The organism is Lyngbya sp. CCY1209 (genome assembly GCF_055795065.1).
In genome coordinates, this window is record NZ_JAYFER010000523.1 from 1 (window position 1) to 16,160 (window position 16,160).

11 protein-coding genes are annotated in these 16,160 nt (G+C 54.9%); 8 read left to right on the forward strand and 3 right to left on the reverse strand.

Going from position 1 to position 16,160, the window contains the following annotated elements; genetic code table 11:
• Positions 1-211 precede the first annotated feature (211 nt).
• Both AC0QHF_RS17185 and AC0QHF_RS17190 read right to left on the reverse strand, forming a co-directional pair.
• Positions 212-1,687, reverse strand: a complete 1,476-nt coding sequence (locus AC0QHF_RS17185) for an MBOAT family O-acyltransferase (RefSeq protein ID WP_324705458.1) — start codon at positions 1,685-1,687, stop codon at positions 212-214.
• 110 nt (positions 1,688-1,797) lie between these two features.
• Positions 1,798-3,423 carry a glycoside hydrolase family 10-like protein gene (locus tag AC0QHF_RS17190; protein WP_324705459.1) on the reverse strand — a complete coding sequence of 542 codons (1,626 nt, stop codon included), beginning with the start codon at positions 3,421-3,423 and terminating at the stop codon, positions 1,798-1,800.
• A gap of 354 nt (positions 3,424-3,777) precedes the next feature.
• Between AC0QHF_RS17190 and AC0QHF_RS17195 the strand changes: the two genes are divergently transcribed.
• From AC0QHF_RS17195 to AC0QHF_RS17215, 5 genes are all read left to right on the forward strand, one after another.
• Positions 3,778-4,308 carry a hypothetical protein gene (locus tag AC0QHF_RS17195; RefSeq protein ID WP_324705460.1) on the forward strand — a complete coding sequence of 177 codons (531 nt, stop codon included), beginning with the start codon at positions 3,778-3,780 and terminating at the stop codon, positions 4,306-4,308.
• A 214-nt stretch (positions 4,309-4,522) separates the two neighbouring features.
• Positions 4,523-5,902 carry an ABC transporter substrate-binding protein gene (locus AC0QHF_RS17200; protein ID WP_324705461.1) on the forward strand — a complete coding sequence of 460 codons (1,380 nt, stop codon included), beginning with the start codon at positions 4,523-4,525 and terminating at the stop codon, positions 5,900-5,902.
• Positions 5,899-9,135: an ATP-binding protein gene (locus AC0QHF_RS17205; protein WP_324705462.1), complete on the forward strand. Its 3,237-nt coding sequence runs from the start codon at positions 5,899-5,901 to the stop codon at positions 9,133-9,135. The genes AC0QHF_RS17200 and AC0QHF_RS17205 overlap by 4 nt, the downstream gene beginning before the upstream one ends.
• The gene (locus AC0QHF_RS17210) at positions 9,125-10,525 is read left to right on the forward strand and encodes an adenylate/guanylate cyclase domain-containing protein (protein ID WP_324705463.1); all 1,401 of its coding nucleotides are present in this window, start codon (positions 9,125-9,127) and stop codon (positions 10,523-10,525) included. The genes AC0QHF_RS17205 and AC0QHF_RS17210 overlap by 11 nt, the downstream gene beginning before the upstream one ends.
• 19 nt (positions 10,526-10,544) lie before the next feature.
• Positions 10,545-10,928 carry a response regulator gene (locus AC0QHF_RS17215; protein ID WP_324705464.1) on the forward strand — a complete coding sequence of 128 codons (384 nt, stop codon included), beginning with the start codon at positions 10,545-10,547 and terminating at the stop codon, positions 10,926-10,928.
• 48 nt (positions 10,929-10,976) lie between these two features.
• On the opposite strand, the gene AC0QHF_RS17220 is transcribed toward AC0QHF_RS17215, so the two are convergent.
• Positions 10,977-12,380, reverse strand: coding sequence for a Card1-like endonuclease domain-containing protein (locus AC0QHF_RS17220; RefSeq protein WP_324705465.1), 1,404 nt, complete (start codon positions 12,378-12,380; stop codon positions 10,977-10,979).
• A 263-nt stretch (positions 12,381-12,643) separates the two neighbouring features.
• Between AC0QHF_RS17220 and AC0QHF_RS17225 the strand changes: the two genes are divergently transcribed.
• From AC0QHF_RS17225 to AC0QHF_RS17235, 3 genes are all read left to right on the forward strand, one after another.
• Positions 12,644-12,775, forward strand: coding sequence for a hypothetical protein (locus tag AC0QHF_RS17225; RefSeq protein ID WP_324705466.1), 132 nt, complete (start codon positions 12,644-12,646; stop codon positions 12,773-12,775).
• Positions 12,776-12,915: 140 nt separating this feature from the next.
• Positions 12,916-13,344 carry a hypothetical protein gene (locus tag AC0QHF_RS17230; protein ID WP_324705467.1) on the forward strand — a complete coding sequence of 143 codons (429 nt, stop codon included), beginning with the start codon at positions 12,916-12,918 and terminating at the stop codon, positions 13,342-13,344.
• 101 nt (positions 13,345-13,445) lie between these two features.
• The gene (locus AC0QHF_RS17235; protein WP_324705468.1) at positions 13,446-15,539 is read left to right on the forward strand and encodes an ABC1 kinase family protein; all 2,094 of its coding nucleotides are present in this window, start codon (positions 13,446-13,448) and stop codon (positions 15,537-15,539) included.
• Positions 15,540-16,160: the final 621 nt, after the last annotated feature.

Below are 16,160 nucleotides of genomic sequence, written 5' to 3' on the forward strand. Positions count from 1 at the left end.
TGTTAAAAATTTCGACTTTTTTTGAGAAACCCTTGCTTTTGCGCTTGACTTCCGGTATTATTTTAGATAATGGGAGTGGTGGCTGAAATAAAATTTTTGCAACCATCGCATTATTCGGAAGTATGTCAACACTATACCATAAATCGCGCCCCCTGTCAACCCCCTCGATCGCAAATTTTGAGCATTTCACAGTTCACAATTAAAAATCCAATTAAAAATCAAAATAAATGTAGGGCAATCCCCCTTCCGGGGCGAACAATAAAACCGCAAAAAAGCACAGGGGAACCAAAATCAATTTCACCGGCCAATTGAATTGAACCTTCAACCCCCGGCGAAATCCAGTGGCGATCGCCATCCCCAAAAATATCCCCCCCAAGATGACAACCAAATGAATCCGTTCGAGCCCCAACGCCTCCACATAAACCTTGTGGGCGAACTGAACATCAGCCGTGTGTCCCCACAAATGTCGCACCACCCACATCGAATCCTTCAAGTCCGGAAGTCGGAAGAAAATCCACGCCCCGAAAACCATCATTTGAGTCAAGAACCAAGATATAATAATTCCCGGAAACGTTCTCCAAATCCACTGCAAAGACAACCACTTCGAGCCCACATCCGTCAGGCGGTGAACCCCCAAAGCGACACCGTGCAACCCCCCCCAAACGATGAACCCCCACGCCGCCCCGTGCCAAATTCCCGCCACCAACATGACGATCAATAAATTCAGGCAAGTCCGCAACAATCCCGCCCTCGAACCCCCCAGGGGAAAATAAAGGTAATTTCGCAGCCAGTCACCCAGAGTCATGTGCCACCGCCGCCAAAAATCGGCGATGCTGGCGGTAAAATAGGGGGCATCGAAGTTTTCCGGCAAATTCAATCCCAGCAGTAACGCCGTCCCCCGCGCCAAATCCACATAACCGCTAAAATCCAAATAGAGTTGCAACCCGTAGGCAGCGACAGCCAGCCACAAATCCCCACTTCCGGCCCGTTGCAGGTTGTCGAAACTGAGGGCAACGAGAATCCCGATGCGATCGGCAAAAATGCCCTTTTTGATCGCCCCCATCGCCATCAGCCACAACCCGTCCGCGATTTGTTCGGGGACGGGAAATTTGAGACTTTTAAACTGATTTTCAAGGTGGTGGTAGCGGGTAATCGGGCCAGAGATAAATTTGGGAAATAGAAATTTGTAGCTCGTAAATTCGAGTAGGGAAGGAGTGGCGGGAGCGCCCCGGTAGACATCGATCAAATAGGCGATAATTTCAAAACAGAAAAAACTCAAACCCAGCGGCGGGACGATGTAACTGTCAGCCCAGACTGCCGCTGCTTCGATATTGGGAATCTCAAATATACCGCCGGCGATGGAAAGGAGAAATGGAACGTATTTGAAACCCAACAAAAGCAGGACGTTGACGATAATTCCGATCCACAGTAAAAGTAAACGGCGGCGGTTCCAGGCGACGTTGGCAATTTGCCAATTTTCCAGCGGTTCGCCGATGGAGAGCGCCAAACCGAAATTGAATAAAATGCAGAGTAATAATAGCGGGATATATTGAATTTGCAGGGTGGCATAAAAGAGCAAACTCGCCGCCAACAAAACCCCCAGCCGCCCCGATCGCCAAGGAATAACCCAGTAAATGACGAACAGAACGGCGAGAAATAAAGCGTAGGGGGTGGAAATAAAAGTCATAGAGCGCCGTGGGCGGGGAATAGGGAGTAGGGAATGGGGAATGGGGAATGGGGGGATAGGGACTCCCTGCGCCTCCTCCGCCCCCCTGCCCCCCTGCTCCCTCAAAGGAGTTACTGCACCGTGACGATTTGCTCGGAACTTTCGTTGGCCAAGCGATCGACCGATCGCACCGCGTAGGTTCCCGGCGACACGCTCACCGCCGTCGTATCGCGATCGAGCACCCGCACCAACTGCCAGCCATTGCTAAACTGCTGATACAGCGCCCACGATCGCACATCATTGGAAGTATCGGGATTCCAGCTAATCATCCCCGTACTCCCCTGCACCCCCGCAGGAGCCTCCGGCGGTTCATTATCCAACCACGGCATCGCCGGCGGTAACGCCGGAGTCGGATAAACCGCCGACTTGAAGATATCATTCACCCCGCCCCGGTTGTCCCGGAACATCTTCATGCTGAAAAAGATATTTCCCAACGACAACTGATTCGCCTTTTGGCGGGAAATCGCCACCTGCCGCTGAAACTCGCCCACGGACCAGCCGTTATCCAACTGGCTCAGATAATTGCCCGCGTAGACGTGGCGCCGCTGGGGGTTGTTTCGCACCCACCAATCCAACAACACCGGGTAACTCTGCTGAGGCGGATCGATGCGCCAGTACAGTTGGGGCGCCAGGTAATCCACCCATCCCCGTTCCATCCACAATTTCACGTCCGCATAGATGGCGTCGTACTGGTCCATCCCCACAATTCCCGGCGCCTTGCCCGGACGGTAAATGCCGAAGGGGCTGATCCCGAATTTTACATCGGGCTTGATCGCCTTGATCCCCTGGGCCAGTCGCCAGATCATCTGATTGACATTATCCCGCCGCCAGTCCGCCAGGGACAGGGTGCCACCCGCCGCCCGGTAGGCATTGTAGGTTTGGGAGTCCGGGAAGGAAACGCCCGACTTGGGATAGGGGTAGAAATAATCATCCATGTGGATGCCGTCCACATCGTAGCGCCGGACGATATCCATCACCACATTGTAAGTGCGATCTTGGATTTCCTTCGCGCCCGGGTCCATCCAGATCAAATCCCCGTAGCGGTAGGCGTACTGGGGATAAACCGCCGCCATGTGGTTAGCCGCGAAGGGGGATTTTTCCGCGTTCAGTTTGGCCCGGTAGGGGTTCAACCAGGCGTGGAGTTCGATGTTGCGCTTGTGGGCCTCGTCGATCGCGAATTGCAGCGGATCGTAATAGGGCGCCGGGGGTTGGCCCTGGCGGCCCGTCAGCCAACTGCTCCACGGTTCAATTTGGGAGGCATAGAAGGCATCGCCATTGGGCCGGATTTGCAGCACCAGGGCGTTGAGGTTCAATTCCTGCATCCGGTTGAGGATAGCCAGGAGTTCAAATTTCTGCTGGGCGACGGACAGGCCCGGTTTGGAGGGCCAGTCGATGTTCACCACCGAAGCCACCCACACCCCGCGAAATTCCCGCTGGTGGGTGGGTTGTCCGGCTTGGGGATAGTAGCTCATTTCCGCCGCCGGTTGCCGGACGTCCTGCGCCAGGGTATCGAGGCGGGAGGCGATCTTTTCACCCGCCACGGCGCAGTGGGCCTGGACTTGGGTGAGGACAAATCCCAGGAGGATGCCGCACACCCAGATCCCGATTTGTCGCTGGAGGCGATCGATGCGGCGGGTCGGGGCGATCGCACTTCGGAACTGTCTGAATGGGTTAAACTGTCGGTTGGTCGATGTCATGGCTGCGATTGGGGTCGATCTCTTCTGCCTAAGTTCACTAATCTACCAGAGTATGGCCTTCCACTGGCTACTCCGGCGGCGAAATCGAGTCAGGACGCTTTTGTGCCTGTTGCGGGCATCCGTCCGGATCGCGGGTGCGATATCAGTTGGTATATTGATAGATGAGGTAAAATTTGATAAAGTTCGCAAGTGTTTCTATCCGACCTCTGTCGCGATCGAGTTAAGATGGCACTGTCCCAGAGTCCGGGAATTCTCGGGGCGATCTGAGGAATATCCACCCGGATTTGATCCGGTCGGATCGGGCGGGGAGGCTGTCAATTGTTTATTTTGGTGACTTTGAGGAGATGAATTACGATGAAGTCTAAGCTTTTAGGCGCATTGTGTGCGCTCATTGCGATCGGCCTGCCGGTTCAGGCCCTCGCTCAAATTGGAGTCGTGACCACGCCATCGGATTTCGACGTCAGGTACAAGCCCAAGGACGAAGGCGAGGACGATCCGAATCCCGATCGCGTCGATCCCCCCCGTTACTACACCTTGCCGGATTTGGAATTGCCGAACAGAACTTTGCCCGCCGCCTTCACCTATCCCATCCTTTACGAATTGGCAGTCGATCGCAGCATCACCAGCGATGCGGTGATCACGGACGAAGTGTTCATCGCCAACCTGACCCCCATTCCGAACGGCATCACCCTGGATGACATCCCCCGCCTCCGAGCCGAATACACCCGCCAGGTGGAAGAATGGGGCGAATTGGTTCAGGAGTGCCTGCGGCTCGACCCGCTGATCATCAAAACGGACACCGGCAACCCGGTACTGATCGCCCAACAGCCCGCCGGTACGATCTTTCTGAACGCCAACAACATTTCAGTGTGCCCGACGCGATAGCAACCGGTCAGTCCGCCATCGATCAACTTTAAACTTTTTTGACATTCCCTGCCCTCACCGGGCGGGGAATGTTTATTTATTGAAGATGGGGAGAAAAAGTGAGAATTGAGAGCGATCGATTCATCAGCCTTTTTCCCTTTCCGACACTCTCATTCGAGATGTGGCGGGTGAGATTGAAAATTGCTATGTGGGGAATTGAGTCCCACCGAACGACATGAAAATACGCAGACGAACGATCGCCCTCTTGTTGCTGTTCGGGTTGGCGTTGGGAATCGCCACCTGCAATATTTCCCCCTCCTCCGTGGACTCGGGCGTCGGCGACCGACCCTTCCGAGTCTGGTGGCAGCAGGGGTTCTATCCCGAAGAAACGCAAGAGATCCGGCGTCTGGTCGCCGAGTGGGAGGGCGAAAACGGCATCCCGGTGGAACTGACGTTCTACAGCGACAAAGATATGCTCAAAGAGACCAACAACGCGATCGCCGCGGTCAACCCCCCGGATATGCTCTTCAGTACCGGCAAGATCGAACCCGCCATCCCCGGCTTCGCCTGGGACGATCGCCTCGTGGATGTCTCCGACGTCATCGAACCCGTCCTGGACCGCTACGACCCCGCCGCCCTCGAATCCGTCCGCTACGAAAACGCCGCCACCGGAAAAACCGCTTACTACGCCGTCCCCCTCAGCCAGCAAACCGTCCACCTCCACTACTGGAAACCCCTCCTAGAGGAAGCGGGAATGGCCGAGGAATCCATCCCCCGAAACTGGGACGAATTTTGGCAGTTCTGGAAAACCGCCCAGGAACGGTTGCGGCAACAAGGTCAAGAGGACATCTACGCCTTCGCATTTCCCCTGTCCACCGCCGCCAGCGATACCTACTTCATTTTTGAACACTTTTTGGAAGCCTACAACGTCCAAGTCGTCAGCCCCACCGGACAACTCCAGGTGAGCGATCCGAACGTCCGCCAGGGAATCATCACCGCCCTCACCGAGTATACCGACTTCTACACAGATGGGTACGTCCCCCCCAGTGCCGTCAATTGGGGCAACGCCGAAAATAACGTCACCTTCCTGAGTCGCGACGCCGTATTGACCGCCAACCCGTCCCTGTCCATCCCCGGTTCCCAGCGACAGGACCGGGCCACCTACTTCGATGCCCTGGCCACCATCGGCCGGCCCGACAAACCCGACGGCACGCCCCTGTCCTCCGTGGTCAGCATCAAAAAGGTTGTTATATTTAAAGAGTCTCAGAATCGGGAAGCGGCGAAAAGCCTACTCGCCTATCTGATCCGACCCGACAATTTAGCCGCATATTTGAAGGGTGCCCAGGGGCGCTATTTTCCGGTGATGCCAGAACTGCTCGACGATCCGTTTTGGACCGATCCCGAAGACCCCCATATTTCCGTGTCAGCCCGGGACTACCGCCAAACCCGATCATTTCCACAATCCTTCAATCCCGCTTATTCTCAAGTGCTTTCGGATAATGTTTGGGGTCGGGCAATCCGCGCCGTCGTCGCCGACGGAATCTCGCCGGAAGCCGCGGCCGATCGCGCGATCGCCGAGATCCGAGCCATCTTCTCCGATTGGGAACGACAATGAAATTCCTCAATCAAAGCCTGCTCTCCAAACTGGTGGGCTACTTTTTTCTCCTCTCCGCCTTCACGGTCGGCCTCGTCGCCTTCACGGTCAACATCCGGGCGCGGGACGCCCTGCAACAGTCCATTTTCGACCGCCTGCGGGTCGCCACCTCCCTCAAAGCCCACCAGGTCAACGAGTGGGGGGAACATCAGCGCCGCGACACCCTCACCATCGCCGGTGACCTCACCCTCCGCACCCAAGCCACCGTCCTCCTCGACCCCGGCGCGACGGAGGCGGAAAAAGAAACGGCGCGGACCGCCATCGCCCGGGAACTCGCCCACATCGTCGCCCTCCAACCCCAGATCGACCGCATCTCTTTATTGACCACCGCCGGCATGACCGTTCACTCCACGGACCCCGCCATCGTCGGCACCTACCAACCCCTGGGCAACACCACCACCTATTTCGACCGCATCGACTCCGATTACATCGTCCGCCCCAACTTCTACACCTCCCTCAAAACCGGGCGCCCGATGATGACCCTGGCCGCCCCCGTCCTCGCCGGGCCCCCTGAAACCGCCGCCGTCCCCGGCCCGGACGCGATCGGCTCGATTCAACTCCTGCTGCGAGATCTGGGATTCTACGACGGCCCCATCGACGAATTCCCCGGCTCGGAAACCGAAGCGGCGCTCCGGGCCGCCCAGGCCGCCTACGGACTCCCGGAAACCGGCGCACCCGACCCCGCCACCCGGGAACGGCTGGCCCGGGAAGCCTCCTCCCCCGATCCCGAGGACGGCGACCCCCGCATCGCCGTGGTCGCCGTAGACCTCAACTTGGACGGCATCGACGAGATCATCCGGGAGCGCAGCGGGTTGGGCAACAGCGGCCAAACCTACCTGGTTGGGAGCCTGGAAACCCACAGCGCCTTCATCTCCGGCGAAAAGATGGGGGAGGAACAGTTCGCCCGCGGCGTCACCAGCGACGCGATCGCCGCGGCCCTGCGGGGGCTAGACGGGGAGGGGCGCTACCGCAACTACGAGGGCACCCCCGTCATCGGCATCTACACCTGGCTCGAAGACCAGAATTTGGCCCTGATCGCCGAAATGGACCAGCGGGAAGCCTTCGCCCCGGCCGATCGCCTCGCCAAAGATATCCTGCTGCTGGGCCTGAGTTCCGTCACCCTGCTCCTGATCGCCGTGTACCTGCTCACCCGCAAGATCACCCGGCCCATCCTCGCCATCACGGAGGCGGCGCTCCAAGTTTCCGAGGGCAATTTGGACTGCAAGGCCCCCGTCTTGACCCGGGACGAAATCGGCATCCTGGCCCGGGCTTTCAACCAGATGATCCGGCAACTGCAACAGTCGAACCGGCAACTGGCCGAGTCCAACCAGCACTTGGAAGAGCGGGTGGAGGCGGCCACGGCGGAGTTGCAGGAAACCCTCGCCAACCTCACCTCGATCATCGACCACATCGCCGACGGCCTGCTGGTGACGGACGCGGAGGGCAAAATTACCCGCACCAACCCGGCCCTGGCCCGGTTATTTCAGTTGGGCGCCCTGGACTTGCGGGGGCAATTGTGTTCCCGGGTGTTCCGCAGCGATGTCGCCGACCTGGTGTTGCAGTCCAAGGCCCGACCCAAGGAGGTGTTTCAGGCGGAGGTGTCGCTGGCCGCCGATCGCATGGGGCAGGCGGTGGCGACGGGTGTCCTGAAGCAGGCGGCGGACAGTGGAGGAGAAGAAATTTTTATCGGTTCGGTGGTGCTGTTGCGCGACATCACCGCCGAAAAAGAGATCGATCGCATGAAGACGGATTTCATCTCCACCGTGTCCCACGAGTTGCGGACGCCGCTGACTTCCGTGTTGGGTTTCGCCAAGCTGATCCAGAAAAAACTCGACGACGTGATTTTCCCCCACGTCCAGACCCAGGACAAAAAGGTGCAACGGGCGGTGAAGCAGGTGGGCGGCAACGTGGACATCATCGTTTCGGAGGGGATGCGGCTGACGACGCTGATCAACGACGTCCTCGATATCGCCAAGATGGAGGCGGGGAAGATCGAGTGGCATTTGGAACCGCTCTCGGTGAATACTGTGGTCGAACGGGCGATCGCGGCGACGTCGGCCCTGTTCGAGTCCAAACCCATCGAGTTGGTCGTCCGGATGGAAGAACACCTGCCGGAAATTCGGGGCGATCGCGACAAGTTGATCCAAGTCCTGCTCAATCTGATCTCCAACGCCGTCAAATTCACCGAAACCGGCTCGGTGACGCTGCGGGTAAAGGCCGCCGACGCCCAAATTCAATTCGCCGTCAGCGATACGGGCTCCGGCATCGACGAGGCGGACCTTCCCAAAGTGTTCGAGAAGTTCAAACAGGTGGGCAACACCCTCACCAACAAGCCCCAGGGCACGGGTTTGGGACTGCCGATCTGCAAGGAAATTGTCGAACACCACGGCGGCCGGATCTGGGCGGAAAGTCGGGTCGGGGCGGGGAGTACGTTTTTCTTTACCCTCCCCTGTCCGGAACCCGCGATCGCCTGCCGGGAGGTGAAAACCCTGGATCTCGCGTCCCTGATCGAACACCTCACCGCCGAGCCGGCCGTCCCCTCCGAACCCCTCGGGGAGCGGAAAAAGAGGATTTTGATCGTGGATGACGACCCGAGCATCCGGGAGCTGCTGCGGCAGGAACTCGACGCGGAGGGCTACCAGATCCGGGAGGCTCACGACGGCCGGGAGGCGATCGCCCGGGTCAAGCAAGAAAAGCCGGATTTGGTGATTTTGGATATCATCATGCCGGAGATCAGCGGTTTGGACGTGGCGGCGATTTTGAAACACGACCCGGACACCCAAAAGATCCCGATTTTGGTGCTCTCGGCCGACGAATCCCTCGACCGCGGCTATCGGGTGGGGGTGGATAAATACCTGACAAAGCCGGTGCCCGAGGACGTTTTATTTCGGGAGGTGAAGACTCTGTTAGCCCGGGGAGAATCCCCCAAGCGGGTGCTGATCGTCGATCGCGACACCTCCACCGTCGAGGTCTTGAACGAGGTGCTGCGGGCTCAGGGATATCTGGTGACGCAGAGTCCCGACGATGACGGGGAATTCCTGCCCCACATTCGCTCTCTGAAGCCGGATTTGGTGATCGCCAACGCCCAGTTTTCGGAGAAGTACAATTTGGTGAAAAGTTTGAGATTTGAAAAGGAGTTGGCTAATATTTTTCTGTTTCTTTTGGAGGAACCCCGGGGGGAGAATGAAGGTTAAATTGAAGCGGATTTTGGCCCGACCCGAGGTCTCGTCTTTGCTGGGTGAGATGTTGAAATTGACGGAAACTCCAATTTGTATTGTGGATGGAGGGGGGAACTGTTTGCTCGGCGATCGCGACGGCAGTGCGACGGCCCACCCCATTTTGTTGCGGGGGGAACCCGTCGGTTGGGTGGAAGGGCCGGAAATGGCGGCGACGGCAGCCTCCCTTTTGAGCTATTTGGTGGAGCGGGAGTGGGAGTGCAAAACCCTCGCCAACGAGACTTTGGAGCGGTACAAAGAAATTAACCTCCTCTACCGGGTGTCCGAGAAATTGAGTGCGGTTTTGGACTTGCAATCCCTGGCCCGGTTGGTTTTGGAGGAAGCCATGCAAGTGATCGGGGCGACGGGGGGGTTCGCCATCAGTTGCGACGAGGAAACCCAAACCTGCGAGACGATCGCGATCGCCGGTGAGACTCCCGACATCAGCCGCCATTTGGGAGAGAAAATTGCCACTTCCATTCCCCAATTCGGTCGGCCGGAAATTGTCAACGACATCGCCTCCGACGGGCGCTTTTTGTCCTTCAATTCCGAAATTTCCGCGTTTTTATTTTCTCCTTTGAAAAACTACGACCGCATCCTGGGAGCCCTCGGACTCCTCAGCAGCCGGGAGGTGGCGTACACCGCCAGCGATTTGAAATTGTTGACGGCGATCGCCTCCCAAGCCGCCAACGCGATCGAGAACATCCGCTTTTACGAATATCGCCTCCAGGAGGAGCGGATCAAGGCAAATTTGGAACGCTATATGTCCCCCCAGTTGGCGCGGGCGGTCATCGATTCCAAGGAGGAAAATCTCCTCAAAAATTGCAAGAAAAATTTGGTGATTTTATTTTCCGATATCCGCAATTTTACCAGCAAATGTGAGGAATTGCAACCGGAAAAAATGGTGGAATATTTGAATATTTATTTCGAGTCCATGGTCAACGTGATTTTCGACCACGGCGGGACGGTGAATAAGTTCGTCGGCGATATGATCGTCTGTATGTTCGGGGCGCCTGCATCCCTGGAGGAGTGCGAAAAACGGGCGATCGAGGCGGCGATCGGAATGCAAGCTCGCCTGAAAACCATTCCCAACGATTGGATTCGAGAGAATTTTCGGACGGGAATCGGCATCAGTTCCGGGGAGGTGGTGGTGGGCAACATCGGGTCGCCCCACCACGTCGATTATACCGCGATCGGCGACCAGGTGAACGTGGCGTCCCGCCTGCAATCCCTGGCGAAGGGTGGACAAATCTTGGCGGGACGTAGTATATATGATGCCACCCGCCACCATTTCAATTTTCGAGAGGTCGGTATCGTGAAAGTTAAGGGGAAAAAGAACAAAATCGAGGTGTTTGAAGTATTATATTAACAGACTAAGGGAAAGTTTCATGGCTCCGAAAATTTTAATTGTAGATGACGAACCCCACATCCGGCTTCTACTCGAACAGACGCTGGAGGATCTCGAGGATGAGGGGGTGGAGTTGTTGGTCGCCGAGAATGGCGAGGACGCTTTGGCGATGATTACAGAACAAAAGCCGGAATTGGTGTTTCTGGACGTGATGATGCCCAAAATGAACGGCTTCGAGGTCTGCGATCGCGTCAAAAATCAGATGGGTTTGTCCGAGATTTATATTATCATGCTCACGGCAAAAGGGCAGGAGTTCGACAAGCAGCAGGGGGAAAAAGTCGGCGCCAATTTGTACATGACCAAACCTTTCGACCCCGACGAGGTTCTGGATAAGTCGATCGAAATTTTGGGACTCTCGCAATAAAAAAAAGGAGCATCTGCTCCTTTTTTAGTTAAAAATGGGTCGGTGATTTTAGGCGTCGATTTCCCAATTCAATCCCCGCTTGACTTTTTCGATCAAGTTGTCGGTGTTGGCGATCGTCAGATCCCGCATTTGGGTGAGTTCTTCCGTCTGTTCCTTTGAAGCTTGAAGCAAGACCAACAGCGAACGCTCTTTCGGTAATTGCATGACTTGTTTGTGGTTCTCATATCGGTTATAACTCAAGTTATTATTATTCCTTCCGGACTTGCATTCAATCCAGAGAACTTTATCGTTGACAAGAAACAAAAAATCCAGTTCAAATTTGTCTCCATTGGCAAACTCAAGCTGGGGATTTATCAGACATTCATAGTCAATATTGTTCCGGTCAAAAAGTTCATCGATCTCGGCATAAATGAACTGTTCAAACCAGATTCCATTGAAAAAATTGAGGATTTCGGACTTGCGATCGACTTTTCCAGTAATCTTGCGTTTTTTTCGGTCGTAGTGATATTCAGATAGAAAGCTGAGATTGTAGAGATTGTGACCGGACTGGGTAGAATTGGAAATCTCCAATTGACTAGAATTTGCCAGGTTGAGATCGAAGGCTTGGTTGTGTGGAATACTTCTGACGATCGCTTGATGTAGCCTTGCCAAATTAGGGTAATTTTTTCCCAGTTTCACCGCCATCTTATTCATCGGCGTATCTGAGGGATTGGGTTCGCGACTACTCAGAACTTTAATATTGAGTTGTTCTAGGTATTGTCGTAATTGTGTAGACTCCGGTATTTCCGGTATTTTATATTTCTCTATAAAGCCCCCATTATTGACAGTGTTATCACGACCGTTTTCGTCATTGCAGTCACGATGTTCCCCCGGAGGATGAGCGGGAGGATACTGTATGAGTAAGTCAATAATTTGAAACATTATTGCTTTCAGATTTTGGTCGTCTTTAGTATGATCGTGCAAGGCATCTTCTAACTGGGATGAAATCTTAGACAGGCGTTTAACTTCGGTTTCGAGAGACCGCTTTAACTGTTTCAACTCTCCTCGAAGTGTGTCGATCTCCGAATTCGGATTGATTTGTGATGGGGCTTTTGCCGGAAATAAATCGGAGCTATTTTGACGGCTTTCGAGAGGATTCAATACGATCAACTTATCCGGATTATGTAGTGGGACTCGATGGGCAAGCTGCCAACGTCCTTCCCGGGGTTTATATATTTTTATGAATTGTATTGATTTCACATTAAACCGACAGTTATCGATATATTTAAAAATGGCTGCCCCGACGGTTTGAGCCGAAAAAATTTCCGATTCGACATAAAAATTGAGTTCTCCGCCATTGAAGGTAAATTTCGTGACGATTTTTTTAGACCGTAGCTTTTGCCGAATCAGCGAACCGATCGCATTCACATCACCCTGTTTCGCCAGATCGAAGGTCGATAAAATACTGGTCATACCGCACTCCCGGTTGATTATTGTGTCGCCGAAAAACAATTGTTATTCAGGCTATAGTCAAATTTTAAGGCGACTCCCATCGAGCCGACAATAGTGAAATTACGGAACATTTTGCCCTCCGATGCCCAGTTCGGGAGTCACCCTCAGTAAAAATACCGATCGCCGGAGAACCGCGAAAATGTTTCCATCGAGAGAATCTAACTTCAGATATATTGACAAATATTGACATTTGTTTATATTATTTAATATTTTTTTTTAAAATTTTGCTAACGCCCACTCTCAGGCGATTTCGGCGGGCGGAAACGGTCGCGGGTGAAACGGCGACGGTGACGGTCGAGACGGTCGCGGCGGGCAACTCTCCCCCGCAAAGGATAAAATTGGGCGGCAAACCTTAAGGTTAATTATAGGTTTGAGTCGGCAGAAATGTCGCAATTTGTAGATAAAATTAGAATGAAATCGTTTCTTGAGCATCAAGTTTTGAATCTCGGACTCGACCCCATGTTATAGACGAACAGACCACCTTCACGGATGATTTATGGCTTCCCAACACCAAGTCAAACAATACCTCGCCTACTGGTTTCAGCTCGGTAAAAAAGTCGTCCTTAACAACGGCAGAGAAACGCGGCTGCCCCAACCCGCCATCAGCGGCGATCGCTACAGCCACGAGTTGAATGAATGCTGGCAAGAAATCCTGAGTCCCGAATCCGGCGACTGCTACTTGGAGGGAACCGACCAGACCATCGCCGAACTGCTGACGCCGGAGTGGGATATCGTCGATTGTGCCCGCTGTGCCATGCCCGTCCCCATGCGGACCCACGGGATGCCGCCGGGGTGCTGTCCCTGCTTCGACCTGCCGAACTGGCCCGACCTGGAGTCGCCCCAACCCCGCCTCCCCATCAGCACCCGCCGCCACCTGCTGGACCTGTGTCACCGGCTGATGCGGGAGTCGGTTCGGGAAGCCTGACGCGGCGGTTGAATCAATGGTATCGTCGAGATGCGCGGCGGTCGAGTCCAATATTGTTACAATAGTTAACATTGATATTCAGACTCGATCCGATATTTTATATGACAGTCAAACCGATATCCCCGCCATCCCCCGAAGTCAATTTGGATTCACGAACCCCGATGCCAGCCGAACTCAAAACCGAGACGATCGCCGTCCCCCCGCCCGAAACCGTCGAGACGGACGCCATCGCAGTCGAAGGTTCCGTCGAGGAAGCGGAACCCGAAATCGACGATTTCGCCATCCGCTACGACCCCATCGCCATCGCCAACCACTACCGCTCCCGATTTTTGGAGGTCTGGGGGCGGCTGCTGACGATCATTTGGAAATTTGGGTTTTGGTATTTTAAAGTGTGGAGCGATCGCAAACTCGGCCAAAGCGATCGCAACGAACGCAAGCGGGCCGTCCGCCTCCGCGACATCCTCACCGAACTCGGGCCGGCCTTCATCAAAGTCGGACAGGCCCTCTCCACCCGCCCCGACCTGGTGCCCCCCCTGTACCTGGAAGAACTCACCACCCTCCAAGACCAACTCCCCCCCTTCCCCAACGAAGTCGCCTACCAGTTTATCGAAGAAGAACTCGGCGATCGGCCGGAAAACATCTACGCCGAACTCAGCCCAGACCCCCTCGCCGCCGCCTCCCTCGGACAGGTTTACAAAGGCAAACTCAAAACCGGGGAAACCGTCGCCGTCAAAGTCCAGCGTCCCGGCCTCTCCGAAAGCATCGCCCTCGACATCTACATCCTGCGAAAACTGGCAATTTGGGTTCAAAATAACTTCAAGTTCATCCGCAGCGACCTGGTGGCGATCATGGACGAATTCGGGAGCCGCATCTACGAGGAGATGGACTACAGCCACGAAGGCCGCAACGCCGAACGCTTCCGGGAACTCTACGGCCACATCAAAGATATCTACGTCCCCGGCATTTATTGGGATTACACCGGGCGGCGGGTATTGACAATGGAGTGGGTGACGGGCACGAAACTCACCAATCTAGAAGAAATTGCCGCCAAGGGCATCGACGCCCGCTATCTGATCGAAGTGGGCGTCCAGTGCTCCCTCCGCCAACTCCTCGAACACGGGTTTTTCCACGCCGACCCCCACCCCGGCAACCTGCTGGCGAGTCCGGACGGAAAGTTGGTTTACCTCGATTTCGGCATGATGAGCGAGGTGAAACCCTATCAGCGGTACGGTTTGTTGGAAGCGGTGGTGCACCTGGTGAACCGGGATTTTGAAGGGTTGGCCCACGACTATGTAAAGTTGGAATTTCTGAGTCCGGATACGGATCTCACCCCCATCATTCCCGCCCTGGCTTCGGTGTTCAACGATGCGTTGGGGGCGAGTGTGGCGGAACTGAATTTCAAGAGCATCACCGACCAGCTTTCGGCTCTGATGTACGAGTATCCGTTCCGGGTTCCGGCTTACTATGCCCTGATTATCCGATCGCTCGTCACCCTGGAGGGGATTGCTATCAACGTCGATCCCAATTTTAAGGTTCTCAGCAAGGCCTATCCCTATGTGGCAAAACGGCTGTTGAGCGACCCGGCGCCGCAGTTGCGGACGTCGTTGCGGTTGCTGCTATTTAAAGAGGGCACGTTCCGCTGGAACCGACTGGAAAACCTGCTCAAAAATGCCAAAAATAGCGACGATTACGACATCAACCAGGTGCTCGACCAGACCTTGGATTTTATCTTTTCGGAACGGGGGGAATTTATCCGGGAATATCTGGCGAGGGAGTTGGTGAATAATATCGATTTGGCGTCCCAAAATGCGATCGCCAAGGCCCAACAGAAAGTGGCGGAGTGGATGGGCGTGAAGGCGCCGCGTCCGGCCGTGGAAACGATGTCGGAGGGCGATCGTCAGAGGATGGAACACATCCGGCGCATTCTCGCCATCCTCCAGGAAACGAAAGGGTTCGACCCGATACTGTTGGTGCAGCGGGTGCCCAATTTGTTGGCGAAACCGGAAGTCCGGGATCTGAGTCAGCAGGTGGCCGGAGATCTCGCCGGACGGGCGGTGGCGAGGCTGATTCGGGAGGTCCTGCTTCCGGAGGAAACCGCCGGAAAACCGACGCGGAACGGGTATTCTTCCCGGCCGGAATTGAAGCCGTCACCCCGACTGTCTCTCCCGGCGGCGGCGTTCCGGGTGGAGGAATAGTCTGACATTGGGAAACCGGGTTGTTCTCCAACTTTGAGAAACCCGGTTTCTAAACAGCTACAAAAGCCGGAAATTTGATATGGCAATCGGAAACCATTTGTCAATCGTCGCGCCCCCAAACCCCCAATTCTGGGGGCTTTGACCCGACCGAAAGTTAATTGTAGGGTGCGTTCCCACCCCATCATATCAAGTCCGTTTTATAGCGCTGCGCGCAGGTAATAGGGAATAGGGAATAGGGAACTGAAACGGCTTTTCGATAAGGGTTTTAAGGTTTCTTACCCCATTTAAACTGTAACCACGGGAGCGCTCGTTGCTATAATACTTACACAATCGTTCGAGAAAAGGCAATAGGCAAGCTAGCAATAGGCAAAAGTTTGAAGTCGCTTCAGAAGATGGCACCCAGGAATCATAACTGTTTAAGCGGACATGATATCAATGGATGCAGCAAAAACGACTCCTCTTCTCAGCCGCGATCGCACCCTTGATTTTTTGGCGGAGGATGAGGATTGATCGTTGAGTATAGAAGGTTTCCTTAAGAAACAATTAAAAAATCAGTTATTCTTATTCGTCAGGCTAGAATTATAGCAACTGCTAAAACGGTTGGGACAGATCGGCTAATTT

What these genes read in the sequence shown, in the direction of transcription:
- AC0QHF_RS17215 (WP_324705464.1), top strand. Translation starts at nt 10,545, where the DNA reads ATGGCTCCGAAAATTTTAATTGTAGATGACGAACCCCACATCCGGCTT.
- AC0QHF_RS17205 (WP_324705462.1), top strand. Translation starts at nt 5,899, where the DNA reads ATGAAATTCCTCAATCAAAGCCTGCTCTCCAAACTGGTGGGCTACTTT.
- AC0QHF_RS17190 (WP_324705459.1), bottom strand. Translation starts at nt 3,423, where the DNA reads ATGACATCGACCAACCGACAGTTTAACCCATTCAGACAGTTCCGAAGT.
- AC0QHF_RS17195 (WP_324705460.1), top strand. Translation starts at nt 3,778, where the DNA reads ATGAAGTCTAAGCTTTTAGGCGCATTGTGTGCGCTCATTGCGATCGGC.
- AC0QHF_RS17230 (WP_324705467.1), top strand. Translation starts at nt 12,916, where the DNA reads ATGGCTTCCCAACACCAAGTCAAACAATACCTCGCCTACTGGTTTCAG.
- AC0QHF_RS17220 (WP_324705465.1), bottom strand. Translation starts at nt 12,380, where the DNA reads ATGACCAGTATTTTATCGACCTTCGATCTGGCGAAACAGGGTGATGTG.
- AC0QHF_RS17210 (WP_324705463.1), top strand. Translation starts at nt 9,125, where the DNA reads ATGAAGGTTAAATTGAAGCGGATTTTGGCCCGACCCGAGGTCTCGTCT.
- AC0QHF_RS17200 (WP_324705461.1), top strand. Translation starts at nt 4,523, where the DNA reads ATGAAAATACGCAGACGAACGATCGCCCTCTTGTTGCTGTTCGGGTTG.
- AC0QHF_RS17185 (WP_324705458.1), bottom strand. Translation starts at nt 1,687, where the DNA reads ATGACTTTTATTTCCACCCCCTACGCTTTATTTCTCGCCGTTCTGTTC.
- AC0QHF_RS17235 (WP_324705468.1), top strand. Translation starts at nt 13,446, where the DNA reads ATGACAGTCAAACCGATATCCCCGCCATCCCCCGAAGTCAATTTGGAT.